Annotated in this window: 10 protein-coding genes and 1 pseudogene; 1 reads left to right on the top strand and 10 read right to left on the bottom strand. The window is 41.8% G+C overall.

Annotation, left to right across the window (positions count from 1 at the left end):
• Nucleotides 1-64: 64 nt before the first annotated feature.
• From BROSI_RS16620 to mraZ, 3 genes are read right to left on the bottom strand one after another with little or no spacing between them, the layout of a single operon-like run.
• Nucleotides 65-427: a hypothetical protein gene (locus BROSI_RS16620; RefSeq protein WP_052564902.1), complete on the bottom strand. Its 363-nt coding sequence runs from the start codon at nt 425-427 to the stop codon at nt 65-67.
• A 1-nt stretch (nt 428) separates the two neighbouring features.
• Nucleotides 429-1,328 (bottom strand): 16S rRNA (cytosine(1402)-N(4))-methyltransferase RsmH, encoded by a 900-nt coding sequence (gene rsmH, locus BROSI_RS16615; protein ID WP_052564901.1) that lies wholly within the window; start codon nt 1,326-1,328, stop codon nt 429-431.
• 13 nt (nt 1,329-1,341) lie between these two features.
• Complete coding sequence (mraZ, locus tag BROSI_RS16610; RefSeq protein WP_052564900.1) at nt 1,342-1,830, bottom strand: division/cell wall cluster transcriptional repressor MraZ; 489 nt, start codon at nt 1,828-1,830, stop codon at nt 1,342-1,344.
• A 292-nt stretch (nt 1,831-2,122) separates the two neighbouring features.
• Here mraZ and queA point away from each other — a divergent pair, with 292 nt between their 5' ends.
• Nucleotides 2,123-3,202: a tRNA preQ1(34) S-adenosylmethionine ribosyltransferase-isomerase QueA gene (queA, locus tag BROSI_RS16605; protein ID WP_052564899.1), complete on the top strand. Its 1,080-nt coding sequence runs from the start codon at nt 2,123-2,125 to the stop codon at nt 3,200-3,202.
• 103 nt (nt 3,203-3,305) lie between these two features.
• Here the strand turns inward: queA and BROSI_RS16600 are convergent, their stop codons facing one another.
• The 7 genes and pseudogenes from BROSI_RS16600 to BROSI_RS20880 form a co-directional block, all read right to left on the bottom strand.
• The gene (locus tag BROSI_RS16600) at nt 3,306-6,143 is read right to left on the bottom strand and encodes a BPTD_3080 family restriction endonuclease (RefSeq protein ID WP_052564898.1); all 2,838 of its coding nucleotides are present in this window, start codon (nt 6,141-6,143) and stop codon (nt 3,306-3,308) included.
• A 2-nt stretch (nt 6,144-6,145) separates the two neighbouring features.
• Nucleotides 6,146-6,604: an endonuclease domain-containing protein gene (locus BROSI_RS16595; protein ID WP_082059275.1), complete on the bottom strand. Its 459-nt coding sequence runs from the start codon at nt 6,602-6,604 to the stop codon at nt 6,146-6,148.
• Between the two features lie 119 nt (nt 6,605-6,723).
• Complete coding sequence (locus BROSI_RS16590) at nt 6,724-6,903, bottom strand: hypothetical protein (protein ID WP_157842587.1); 180 nt, start codon at nt 6,901-6,903, stop codon at nt 6,724-6,726.
• A 167-nt stretch (nt 6,904-7,070) separates the two neighbouring features.
• Complete coding sequence (locus tag BROSI_RS16585) at nt 7,071-10,202, bottom strand: SIR2 family protein (protein ID WP_052564896.1); 3,132 nt, start codon at nt 10,200-10,202, stop codon at nt 7,071-7,073.
• Nucleotides 10,150-10,374, bottom strand: coding sequence for a hypothetical protein (locus BROSI_RS16580; RefSeq protein WP_052564895.1), 225 nt, complete (start codon nt 10,372-10,374; stop codon nt 10,150-10,152). The genes BROSI_RS16585 and BROSI_RS16580 overlap by 53 nt, the downstream gene beginning before the upstream one ends.
• Nucleotides 10,371-10,805, bottom strand: coding sequence for an endonuclease domain-containing protein (locus BROSI_RS16575; protein WP_082059274.1), 435 nt, complete (start codon nt 10,803-10,805; stop codon nt 10,371-10,373). Before BROSI_RS16575 ends, BROSI_RS16580 begins: the two co-directional genes overlap by 4 nt.
• A gap of 128 nt (nt 10,806-10,933) precedes the next feature.
• A pseudogene (locus BROSI_RS20880) lies at nt 10,934-13,665 on the bottom strand (site-specific DNA-methyltransferase).
• Nucleotides 13,666-13,992 lie beyond the last annotated feature (327 nt).

Raw genomic sequence — 13,992 nt, 5'->3', positions numbered from 1 at the left:
CCTACTTCTTCACTAATTGTCATCAGCAGGAAACGGTTTTTAACTGCCCGAATTCTTAGAAATTTTAGTAATGCAGCGAACAACAATTTAATGACGGCCCCTTTTGGGTATATAAATCCTTATTCTGGTTCGCCTTCACCGCATTCTCTTTCAGTTTCATGTAACCAGCCACCATTGTTCCCGGTGAATCTTCCTGAAGAATAAGTGGTAGCTTTAATGACTGTACCTTATAGACAATATTTTCAGGCGTTTTTAACCGGCCGACATAATAGTTCAGTTTTCTATTCGCTTCTGATAACTCATCACAATTCCTTTGCAGCTTAGCCACCTGGTACCCTATTTCTATAATTTTATTTCTTTCCCACACCACAAACACGGCCATTGCAATTGCAATGAAAAACATTACCAATATTCTCGGCACACCCATATTAAATCCTTTCTGCTGATCTTAGTTTTGCGCTCCTACACCGGACATTTCTTTCTATCTCAACCACACCCGGCGTTACAGGCTTCTTCGTGAGTATCTTGAATATCTTCTGGTTCGCCCTTTCTACAAATGTATTCTTTACAATCCTGTCCTCAAGAGAATGAAAACTTATAATTACAATACGAGCACCCATTATCATGTAATGATGAATCTTATCCAAAAAAACCTCCAAAACTTCCATCTCCTTATTTACAGCAATCCTCAGCGCCTGGAACACCCTTGTTGCAGGATGAATTTTGCTTTTCCCTCTCGGAACAACGCGTTCAATCACAGCAGCTAACTGTTTCGTCGAAGTAATACCAGCCTCCTCTGCTTCTTTTCGTATAGCCCTGGCAATCCTTCTTGACCACCTCTCTTCCCCATATCTTCTCAACAATTCTTCCAATTTCTTTTCAGAAAGCCTCTGGATTAAATCTTGAGCAGTACCAGCCCGCGACCGGTCCATTCTCATATCCAGCGGACCCTCTTTTGAGAAACTAAACCCCCGCTCCGCCTGATCAAACTGCAAAGAAGATGCTCCCAAATCAAGTAACACACCATGAACCATATCAACCCCTGCCTGTCTCAACACTTCGTCGACATCGGAATAATCCGCATGGTAGAGTTTAAAGGGACATTCTCTTTCCGATAAATATTGTTTTGCTATCTGCAAAATTTCCCTGTCCTTATCCATGCCAATTAACAAGCCACCCGGGCTTATTTTGTTCATAATTCTGCTTGCATGTCCGCCGTTTCCCACAGTACCGTCTAAAATGATTTGTCCCGGTTGCGGACATAAATAATCTAATACTTCTTCAACCATCACCGGTTCGTGAAGAAGGTTATGTGTTCTGGTATCCATTTCGTCTATCTCTTTATAATGGTGGAGGCTGTATTTGCCCTATCTCAGTGGAAGGAAAACCCAATTGGAACAGATCTTCTGCAATCTCTTCGAATCCCTTGTTATGTTCAGACTCAAAATCTTTCCAGGCCTTTTCATCCCAAATCTCAATACGGCTACTTACTCCTACAATCACCACATTCTTTTGGATCTTGGCAATATCCTTTAAATACTGTGGGATCAGTATACGCCCTTGTTGATCACAATCGGGAATTTTCTGTGCTTTAGAAAAGAAAAGGCGCTGGAACTGACGCGCCTTTTTATTCGTAAAAGAGAGTTGTTCAATCCTAAAAACGACACTCTGCCATACCTTGGGTGTGTACATGAACAGGCATGTATCGAGTCCTCGAGTTATGAAAAACCCCTTTCCTTCCTTCTCCATATCAATGCAATCACGAAGAGGGGCTGGTATGGCCAGTCTATTCTTGTCATCAATCGTATGATGGTACTCACCGGTGAACATTTTGGCTCCCCACTTTTCACCACTCGATACCACTAACGGCTATGACAATAAACTTTTTTATTAAATTGTCAAGAAATATTTTTATTGCCCTTTTTACCGTAAATGAATGATGTCTCCTTAATATCCAAACTGTTGTAACTTCGACCAGAAAGAATACTATATATAGTGCTGTAGTCACCGTGATACTTATCACTAAAATAGGTAAATATTTTGGAGTGATATTTTTCAATTTATACCATTTATACAACTTGATTATACTTTTTAAACATGGTATGATATTTTGGATAAACGAATGAATGTTACCGTATCTAAACCCGTTAAAATTTCTACCAAATTATCTGACTACAACTACCATCTCCCAAGGGAATTAATCGCTCAGCAACCATTAGAAAACCGAGAAGATGCAAGGATGTTGATATTGCATCGGAATACCGGCAAGATTGAGCATCGTAAATTTCATGAAATTACCGAATATCTCTATCCCGGAGATTTATTAGTCCTGAACAATACAAAGGTGATACCTGCACTGGTTCCAGGGAAAAGAATCACTGGCGCATTTCTTGAATTGTTGCTCACCGAAGAGATAGGGGAAAACCGATGGAAGGCGCTCATTAAATCAAATGCCAAATTGAGAATAGGGGAGGAAATTTATAGCAAGAACAACCTACTCTCCGCGAAGCTGCTCGGTAAAGCCGAAGACGGTTCGTGGCTCATCGAATTTAACAAAAAATATGATGTAAAAAAGCTCCTGGATCAAACCGGGAAAATGCCTTTACCGCCCTATATAAAACGCAATAAGCATGAAGATTCTTCCTTGCCAGATTCAGACAGAGAACGATATCAGACTGTGTTTGCCCAAAAAGAAGGAGCGATTGCCGCCCCTACAGCAGGTTTGCACTTTAGTCAAAACATCCTTGAGAAGATAAAGCAGAGCGGGGTAGAAATAGGATTTGTTACCCTCCATGTCGGAATGGGTACATTCTTACCTATCAAAACAGACGATATTCGGGACCACCGCATGTATAAAGAATTTTACGAATGCCCGCGAGACATTATTCAAAAAATACAAAAGACCAGAAAACAAAATCGACGCGTGGTCGCCGTTGGAAGCACTTCCTGCCGTGTTCTGGAGACAATTGCCATGAGTGATAAAACGACGCAATTCTCCGGTTGGACAAATTTATTTATCTATCCTCCTTACAATTTTCAATATGTCGATGTCCTGCTTACGAATTTTCACCTTCCCAAGACCACGCTACTGATGCTGGTCTCCGCCTTTGCGGGAAGGGAAAATATCATGAATGTTTACGAAATAGCCAAAAATAAAGGCTACCGTTTTTTTAGTTACGGCGACTGCATGATGATTATTTAACTCGAAGATCTATTTTATGGCCTCATGACTATCCTTTCTAAAAAGAGGATTTTTGCATATTTTATAACATGCTGTGCTAATACCTTGTCCATTTCGCCTTTGTTCATTTACTTGCAGCATCTTCCATGATCTTATTAAGGTCATTTGGGTCAAATGATACTGCCCCAATCCATTTGCCAAAACCACCATGATGGTTCACTGCCCTGCACCACTCATCTAAAAATGCCCTCTTGGTTTTATTCTGTTCACTATCCTGTCCCTTGGCTTCAAGAATGAGATGTTCTCCACCTTTCAATTTGATAATAAAGTCTGGAAAATATCTTCTGATAACTCCCTGGTAGTTGTACAGAATAACGAACCCTAAATGGTCGTTCTTCACGAATGATTCTACAAACTCGCAATCGTTAATGGTTCTTGCCTCAAGGAATTCCATTTTGCTGTCAACAACAGTAAAGTTGATATGTGTTTTTTTGAAGTCCTCACATGGCTTGCTTGTCCACCATGTGCGCACATCAGCAGTCGAACGTATGGGATGTTCCTTGTCAAATATCGGGGTGAGTTGTGTCGTATTCTCTGCCCGTATTTCATTCCAGATATGCTGGATGACTTTGTTCATATTCAGCATAATCAGGATTCTCTTTCTTACTTCATCCTGATTGAACAATGGATTTTTTATCTGAATTTTATCAGAGCAGATGAATTGTTCAATGATACCAATAAGCTGTATGAGAAATGTTTCCTTGCTTCCTTTCCAGTCTGGTTTCTTTTCGGTGTTGTAAATCGTGGAAGCAATTCTAAAAATAATAGACTGTAAACGAAGTTTTTCGCCGATTTCTTTTAAATCAATTTCAGTAAGAGCCGCAGGATTTGGTTTGCCTGCTATGATGGCGGCCAGTTCTGCTTCTGTTATTGATTCAAATGGGTCAAGTTCAAGCGGTTTGACTCTTTCCAGGTTTATGGATAGTTGTGGCTTGTAAATATGGTCGATCCTCAGAATGTTAGGAAATGAAATTTTGTGTTCCGCTTTTTCTTTAACTGGCTCTATCCTGGTTTTGGGTGGAGGTGGTGGGGGCGGTGGGCCATCACTTCCGCCTTCGTGAGGCAGGAATGTAAACGGAACGCCAAAGATATTTACATATTCAGGTTCAAATAATTCAATTTTTTCACCTGTAACAGGGTCTATTTGTGATTTCACATCATAGCTTGTTCTTCTAAGACCACGGCCAACGACCTGCTCACACAATAACTGGCTGCTAAATGCCCGTAAGCCCATAATGTGAGTAACTGTTTTAGCATCCCAACCTTCGCTGAGCATACCTACGGAAATCACATTTTGCTTTTGTTCACCAGGTTCTCCAATCTTGCCAACGGTATCAACAGTCCTTCTTAATAATTCCGCCTGTTGTTTTTTGGTCGGCTTCTTTTCTTTGGTTTGATTATCATCATTTTCTTCTGATTCTTCAGCTTCAATATCTACTTCCTCTGTTTCGGCCTCTGCTTTATCAAGAATCCTGCTGTCAATCTGCAATGTTTTCTCCTGATCGCATAAATCACCCAATCCGGCAACGGATAGTAAAAATGCATCGTGGTCAAAGGCATATTTGATGCGGGCTGATGTGTATGTGGTGTTTGCTACGGTTATCATCACGGGCGGAATTTTATATCCCATCTTTTCCCAATCGTCTTTAGCGGCCTTCCAGTCCTTACCTAAAAGCAGATAGGCATTTTTGATGAGGTCAGGAAGTGGTTCGCCTTCTTCTGCCTTGCGGTTGATGTCATCTTTCACAGTGGCATCCATGTAAATATGATACAGCCGTGAACGTAGGTTAGCATCTACATTGACATCATCACGGATTACAACCCTCGGCGTTTTTACCAATCCTGACTCAATCGCATCATTCAACCCGAAATCGCTGACAATCCATGGAAACAATGCCTCTTCAGTTGCTTTTTTGCCTGATGGGGCAAATGGCGTGGCCGATAAGTCAAAACATTGAATGATTCCCCTTGCCCTGTGAATCCTGTCCAGTCCGCCGATCCAAACGGTGCTTTCTTCAATGTCTTCCTTCTTTACGCCTTTTATTTTACTCTCCGCCGGAATACGCCAGGCATGATGGGCTTCATCGTTGATAACGACAAGATTTGTTGCATTTGCCATATCGCCCAACACTTCACGCACATAAGCCTCATCACTTTTTACGCCCCGTTTGTCGACGGTCTTCTTCTTTGCCAGTCTTTCTGCACTGTCCCAGGCGAGGGCGTGCCAGTTGATGATCTTTACCTTCCCCTGTCGAAGTGATTCCATCAAACCCGATGGAACGATGTTAAATTCTTCATAGTAGTTCTCTTTGTCGAAGGGATTCAACACCAATAATCGGTTACGAACCGTCAAGCCAGGCGCAACCACCAGAATATTTTTGGAGAATCGTGTATCTCTACTGTTGGCTACTTTATTCAAGACTTGCCATGCGATAAGCATACCCATAACAATGGTCTTGCCCGAACCCGTTGCCATTTTGCTGCACCATCGTGAAAAATCTCCACCATCGCTTGGGATGTCAATTCCTATGCGGTCGGCCTCTGGAGCTTCGGTAAGCCAAATCAAGGTCTCAATGGCCTCTAACTGGCAAAAGAAAAACCTGCGGTCTTTGCGTTCTTCTGGGTCTTGCCAGTGTTGCAGTAATCTCTTGGTAATGCCGGTAATACCCGGATAGCCTTGTTCTCTCCATTTTTTTATTCGTGGGCGAATGGTGTTTACCAACTCAATCTCAATAAAAGTCCCGGGGTCATCAAATGATTTTGAGTTTTCTGAAGCCACAACATACCCGGCAGGTCTGCGACCTTCCTGTAAGATAAATTCCCGTGTATCACGTATGTATTCCCAATACTGCCTTGGTTCTTCGTAAGGGGAATTGATGATGAGTTTGTCAATTTTTTTCATGGTTATTGCTCGACATTTCCCCGCTGGCGTGGGAGTACTTTGTCTGTCCCCCGCTGGCGGGGGATCAAGGGGGTGGATTTTTCTATTTCCTGAATAGTTAATACAATGCTATCTCTAACACCTTCAATGTGCCTTAATACTTCTTCATCTGTAAACCGTAACACCTTAAATCCTGCCTCTATCAGATCTTTTTTCTTCTTCAAATCTTTTACAGCCGTTTCTTCCCATTGATGCGTTGATCCATCTACTTCAATTACCAGTTTCAATTCTTTGCACATAAAATCAGCGATGTAGTTCAAAACGGGTCTTTGTCTTCTGAATTGATACCCTTTCATTTGCCTTGCTCTTAATACATATTTCCACAAACAAGCCTCAGCCTTTGTCATTTCTTTACGTAATCTGTTTGCGAAAGGTTGTAATTTTTTATTGTAGGCGTAATTGTTGGTTTCGTCTGCTTTCATATTCCTCCCCCTTTATCCCCCTCCAGAGGGGGACATTTGGTGTCCCCAGACGGCGGGGATACCGCCTCCGTCACTTCATGACTCCTTTCTACTGCCGAATACTGCGCAAACGTATATCCTTAATTATCTCTGCCGCAGAGACCGCTCCCTTTGGCTTCACGCTTCTTGTGGCGTACTTTCGCAGAAAGCACACCCTCCTTTAACGAGTGGATGATCTTCACAACCTGTGGAAGCACCTCGCCAGGCATTTCCCGAACTTCCTTAATGATCATCTTTTCATATTCAGTCCTTGTCTTCATAATCACCTCCATTATCCTACATCCTCTTGTTAATTCGCACAATATCCGCTTTACTGCACATATTGCACCTCTGCCGACTCTACTACCTCCTTGCGGAAATAGCGGCTTAAATCTTCAGGCATCCACAAGTCCACTCTGGACTTCCTCAGCCACTTCTCATGTATTTATTACATAAAGAACCTAAAGTCATACGGTATTGCTTGCAACGTTTCCGCCTGTTTAGCATACTTCGAAAGTCTCTTTGAAAAATCAAGTGTTACTGGAAGGGTCTTGTAAAGTTCGCCACCATTCCAATTCATTTTAGTTAAAGATAGAATATCTCGAACTGTCATTTCTATTGGGTCTGTACCCCTAAATCTCCTTATGAGTAACGGTGCAGGGATACCTCTTTTGCCTTGGTAATAGTTCATGTGACGACCTGCAACATCATCCTCTTGAACAGAACCATGTGTCCAAAGCAAGAAACTAAAATCATCAAGCTGAATGACAGTTCCTCTTTGTATCGGGAAGTTGTGAGGATCTGTCTTTACCTTTCCTGTGTATCTGTCGATATCTCCTCGTATTGCTCTCCATTTAGAATATTTCTGAATCTGTAACAATTCAATGTTTTCAATCCCTTCCAATGCCTCTGAAATGCCTGTCATTTCATCGTTTGTATAATGCAAGACTTTATGGACTACCAACTTTTCCAGTTTTGAGTTTCCGTCAATCCTGAAATAAGCTTCTTTAAGCTTGAGTATCATCCGTCTTGCATCTTCTTTGCTCATGAACGGATTTTTACCAATAAAAACGGGGTGTTCAATCGGCTGCAACAAAAATCTTAATCCTTGGCCACTTGAATCAAATATTTGGCTACTGCCTAAAACATACTTATTGGAATTATTTATTCTCTGAACGGCAAAATCAAGTCCTACAAAAGCAGTAGACTCATTTACAACCACATTTCGCCACGGCAGCCCATTAGCTTTTACATATAGTCCTAAGGATAGCCACCATTTGACTTTTGCTGGGTCTAAGTAGTCAATGGACTTGTCCTCAACAAACTGGATCTTGATGTTTTTTTTGGCGCAATATAATTTAATTGAATCATGTAAATCAAAATACACACTATCATTTTTGAGTTCTCTGAATTTTGTCCAGCCCTTTGGAAAGTAAAGAACCAGCACATCAAACTCACCACGTATCGTGTAAAAGTAATCTATCTTTCTTTTTAAAAAGTCATAAAACTCCAAATGATTTAATTTATTGACTTCAGCCTCATTCACAAGTTCCAAAAATTTGCTGTCTTTATTTTGTGGAATGTCGAGATATCTTTTGTAGATATTTGAAAAGGGATAATAATCAGTCAAATATTCCTTCTCAGTAGCTGCACGTATTTCATTGTTTAATTCATTTAGATGCTTTAAAATCCTTTGCATTCCTGAAATAGGAGTGATAATACCGAGTTTAATTGCTTGTTGATTGGTTTGCTTACTTTCAAATGAGTAATCAAGTGGGCCGAAGTTTTTAAGACCTTTTAGAGGATGAACGGTTTTATAATTGCTATCGGATATATGAAAGCTTAGTTTAGGTTCATTCGATATGAATGCACCTTTGAAAATGTAATATGAAGACGTAAAACTTCCTACTCCTGAAAATTTCTCTTCCAGATCAATTTTAAAGGAATCTATCGAAAACTCGATATTTGTGTTGTCGTTTTTAAGAAGGCCAAGCCAAAATCTTAGTTGGTTATTGACCATCCGATTCCACCTTTTTGAAATTATCTTATTAGCAATCTCCTGTTTCTCAAATCTGCTCAGCCCCGCCTTGTCGTCAATATGGATCGATGGAAGTATAATCAAAAAAAGTTCTTTATTGTGAAATTCGATTTGTATTTCAAATGCTTCGTAAACCGATAAACTGGTCTTTATTTTCGACTTCTGAAGTTCTTCAGTATTTAGTTTGTAATTCTTGGAGTAATACTTTCTAAGCCGATTATTTGGAACTTTTTCAAGTTTGAATTTCTTAAGCAGATTATGTTCGATCAAGTCATAAAGCATCCCCAGATAGAAGGATTCCTGCCTGTAAATTAATTTATCGTCAATGTCAACGGTTGTGATTTCTGATTTTAAGGTATGTGAAAACAACTTTTTAATATCGTTCACACTGGCAAACGCTACAGTATTTTCATTTGTTAAGGCGGCAGAAACAGGCTGGTCTTTGATTATCTCACGAAGCTTGTCCCAATCATCCTTGCCACCTTTCAGGTCAGTTTTGAAGCTATAAATACTTTTCGGGTAAGTCTTTGCCTTTATTGCATTGAGTTTAATTGGTGTAAACGAAGTTCCAATCTGCGGTGCCGTGAAAGCTTTTCTTTTTTCAAACCGTGATTTTGCAATATTTTCGATGTGATCATTTGCTAAGTTGTTCGTTTTATACAACTCATAAAGAAAGTCGTCAAAGCTGTCAATCTCAATAAAAGCGGCCAACTTCTCTTTATTCTTTTGATGGACTTTCTCTATAAACTCAATTACTTTTTTGTTGGTTTTTTGTCCCGTTCTGACGCACCAATAAAGCCCAAAAGGAAAAGGGTTGTCGGCTTCTAATGTTTTCTCAAAAGCAGACATAATCGACTGATCATTCCCGCCGTATCCGATAACTATTAGTCCTGTTTTACTTTGAACGTCCGCAAAATATTTGTGTAAGTCTTTTTCTAAGGTCTGTAATTCATCTACTGTATTTTGAAGTTTGTCATACCTATAGTCACCATGAAGTTTGACCACTCTCGGATAGTTGTTCAAGTTTGCAAGTTGACGTTGATTGTCAATTGATATGACCTCAAATGAAGAAGCATTATTTACGGATTTGATTCCATTCTCAATGAGTTCGTCAAAGTTCGTTGTCCATATATGATTAACTTTTTTGCAGTCAAACAATGCCCCAAGACACTTGTGTCCAATGGATGGGTTACGGCCTTCAACTATTTTTTGCATAAAGTATTTTCTATTTATCGATTTTGGAAAGCAATGTTCAAAATAGGCTGAATATTCTTCTTGCGAATATCGTTCTGGATACCCTCCTTTAAGATCGAAGTAGCTTTGAATGGTGTTTTGATTTCTCTCTGATTCTAAGTCCTTGAATTTTTCTTCTTTGATATTATTGGCCTGGCAATAAAGCATCCTTTTGAATTGCCAAATCAGCATCCCTGCTGTCGGAATGCCAGCTTGAACAGAGGCACCCGCACCCAGGAAAACATTCAGCGCACCATTAGGTCGAACTGTAAAGCTCCGTAAAAATTCTTTTATGTCTATTCGTTTCATAAGAAAAATGATACTGACTTAACCCCTCTCTCCCCAGCCCTTCTGTATTCCATTCGCCCTTTTCCATCATAATAAAAATATGTGTTGGGTCCGTTGTGATTAACCCAACCTTACCGCACTGCTGTGGTTCTTCGTAAGGGGAATTGATAATGAGCTTGTCAATCTTTTTCATGGTTCTTGCCTGGCTGTCCCCCGCTGGCGGGGGAGTAAGGGGGTGGATTGCTCTATTTCCTGAACAAATAGTGCAATGCTTTCTCTCACGCCCTCAATGTGCCTTAATACTTCTTCGTCTTTAAACCGTAACACCTTAAATCCTGCATCTATCAGATCTCTTTCCTTCTTCAAATCTTTTATAGCCTTTTCTTCCCATTGATGCGTTGATCCATCCACTTCGATTACCAGTTTCAATTCTTTGCACATAAAATCAGCGATGTAGCTTAAAACGGGTCTTTGTCTTCTGAATTGATACCCTTTCATTTGCCTTGCTCTTAATACATATTTCCATAAACATGCCTCAGCCTTCGTCATTTCTTTGCGTAATCTGTTTGCAAAAGGTTGCAGCTTTTTGTTGTAAGCGTAATTGTTGGTTTCGTCGGTTTTCATATCCTCCCCCTTTATCCCCCTCCAGAGGGGGACATACAAGTCCTCACACTATAAGGGAAATTGGCATTTACCGCCTGCGGAGTGATACCACTTCCGCCACTTCATGAAACCTCTGTCAGCGAAGGACATCATAGACGCATAATCTTCAGACTCTCAATTCCCCTTGCATCAATAATCTTTACTGCCACTGCCTTGCCTGGGGTAAAAGGCAAAGATACGGTTCCTCTGAACGTTTCTATTTTTTCTTTATCAATCTCTGCCTTCAGGTTTTTGGCTAAGGTTGCCCAACCTTCTTTGTCTCCCGCCATAGGGAAGAATACCTGCGAAGGGAACAAACTGCGCCCATCGTAATCGGTATCGAGCATCCACATGGCAATGTCGCCCTTGCCGCCGCTTTCAACGGTTCCGGTTTTGGGGTTGTAGTAATCGAAGCCATGAACTTCGACCTGGTAGAGTTCCTTCCCCTTGCCCCCTCCAGAGGGGGACAGTTCCTTCTTTTTGTTTACAACAGAGGGGGACACTTTGCGGAGTATCACATCTGGCTGACCGATGAGCCAGAAACTTTCGTTGCTGCTGCGTTTCTTTTTTAGGTCGTCGGTAAGCATATCGGCGTTCATTTGGGCTTTGAGCAAGGTAACTCCGGGCCAGTTTGTTTCGTCAATGTCTTTTGCGGCTTCTTCGTCAAACTGAAAGGCACAGAATAAGACGATATGTGGCTTGGGTTTCAGGTGCATGGCTTCTTCCAATGCCAGTTCCACCATGCGTTGCTCCAATGGTGCATGCTCGGGGCCAAAGCAGACTAATACCCGTTTTGGTTCCTCCCCCTTACCCCCTCCAGAGGGTAATTCCTCCCCCTCACCCCCTCCAGAGGGGGACAGTTTCGTTTCTGCCTCTGCCTGTAAATACCGTGTACCGCTGAGTGGTTCTACTCTTGTAAATTCAATCAGCTTGCCACCTTTGGCCCTTACGCCTGCACGAAGCAGTTCGTCACGCCAATTGCTTTGGCGCAGGGTTTCGCCGCTGCGGGCAATGGATGTATCGGCAGCAAGTCCTCCCCCTGAATCCCCCTCCGTGAGGGGGACATTGGTATCCCCCGCTGGCGGAAGATTTGTCCCCCTTTGGAGGGGGTGGGGGGAGGACTCGAATTCTTCGAACGATTTTGCAACCGGCGCAGGAACTGCCTCAACTGTGAAGGGTCCAGTTACCCGTAATCGTTTGCTATCAATAAACGGCTGGTCATATAAGGTTTCCTGTGCATGTGGCTCGTTGTTGGCTATGCTTTTCAAGGTAATATGCGGAACGGTCTTGTATTTGAAGCCGCTTCCCACGCCTTCATTCGGATGGGCCAGTTCGTAGTAATCAAAACTTGCCGTCATTAAGCGTTGTTTGGCAAGGGTGATGGCAACCCTTGAGGTATCACAGGTGATCCATCGTCTACCCCAATCTTCGGCCACGAATGCTGTTGTACCGCTACCACAGGTGATGTCCAAAACAAGGTCACCGGGTCTGTGGTCATAAGGAGACAGCGTTCTATAGATTTTGGACTTGTTTCAACAACATATGTTTTTTCATTTCTCATCAATACATCAGTCCAAATATTATTTATTGGCATAACAGGGTAATCATCTAAATACATTACATAAGCAAGATTACTTCCTGTTGAAACAATTCTATTTCTCTCTATAAGTATTCGCATTCTTTCCAAATCTGTTGACCACTGTCTATCTTTAGGAGGAAAATATGGCTTGTTTTCAAATACTAAAGGTTCTTCTCTGTGCTTTGGATTATCATGCATTGAACATGGATTGCTTAATTTATATGGCCTCCACCCTTTTGGAATTAAATTGGGATTTTTCCTTTCTTCGGTAGATAGAGGCCTTCTTTTTTTGCCATCAGGAGACTCAAGTTGGTCATATCTGCCTCCGGTTGACTCGCCTATTCCTACTTCCTTATCCTCAAATAGTTGTCTGTATTTAAGCCTATTTTTGTCCTTTGCGTAAAAAAGCAAATAATCTGAAATGTTACTAAGATAGATTGTAGTAGCAGTACCAGCTTTTTTTAAAGTTATTTGACTAACTAAATTTTCTTTTCCAAATACCTCATCTAAAAGATTTCGAACTAAATGAAGATTTTCATCCCCAATCTGCAAAAATACACTGCCGCTTTCGTGCAGCAGTTCGCGGGCTAAAAGCAAACGGTCACGCAAATAGGTGAGGTAGCTGTGTATGCCCAATTCCCAGGTATCACGAAATGCCTTAATCATTTCTGGTTCGGCAGTCAGGTCTTCGTCCTTGCCGTCTTTCACATCACGCTTGTTCACAAAGGGCTGGAAGTTGCTGCCGTATTTGATGCCGTAAGGCGGGTCGAAATAGACCATCTGCACCTTGCCGCCCATGCCTTCTTTTTCTAAGAGTGAGTTCATTACGAGCAGGCTATCGCCCGCTACGAGGCGATTGCTCCAGTCTTCTTTGTGTTTGTAAAATTCAATGGCTTCCCGCAGGGGTTTCTTGTGTTCTTCAAATAAACTCAGTTGCCGTCCACCCCCTGCACGCCCTCCACCCCCTATACCCCCGCCAGCGGGGGACATTTTTACGGTTTCAATTATTCGCCTCGGGTCAATGCGTTCGTGCACATGCAGGCTTACGGTAGGCACTTCAAAGCTGGTATGTTCAGCCTTGCCTGCCCATTGCAGTTGCGGGTCAAGGTGGGGGTCGTATTGGTATTTTTTCTTCTTTTGCCCGCCATTATCGGTGCGTGCATCCACCAAACCCACGGGCGGGTTGTTGGGCCGTTGTTTGTCTTTATGTTCGTACTGTTCGATAGATTTCGAATTTGATCCTGTCTTCCTTTTTCGCGCCATAGATTTCCCGCTTTGTTATTTTAACTTAATTCTTCATTTTGCATCATACGTGTAAGCCCCCACTTGGGAGCGCCATTTCAACCAACGTTTGAATGCTTGCGCGAAGTATAAGGAATTTAAAGGATTATTTCAACGTTATTCTCAGAGAAACGGCATGCTTTGTGAGGCGTTTATCATGCGTAAGCGCAAGGTTTTTCCGCCATGCAATTAATGAAGGAGATTAATGTTTCGTATTCTTCAGCTTGGTCTGTACTGCACAAAATTCGATGTGCTATGGAAGAACACGTGAAATAAACAAATGGAGTAAAGGGGCAAGGCAAGGGGAAG

This window comes from Candidatus Brocadia sinica JPN1, assembly GCF_000949635.1.
Taxonomy (GTDB): Bacteria; Planctomycetota; Brocadiia; order Brocadiales; family Brocadiaceae; genus Brocadia; species Brocadia sinica.
The sequence above is the reverse complement of the archived record's forward strand: the minus strand, read 5'-3'. Positions and strand labels throughout refer to the sequence as shown.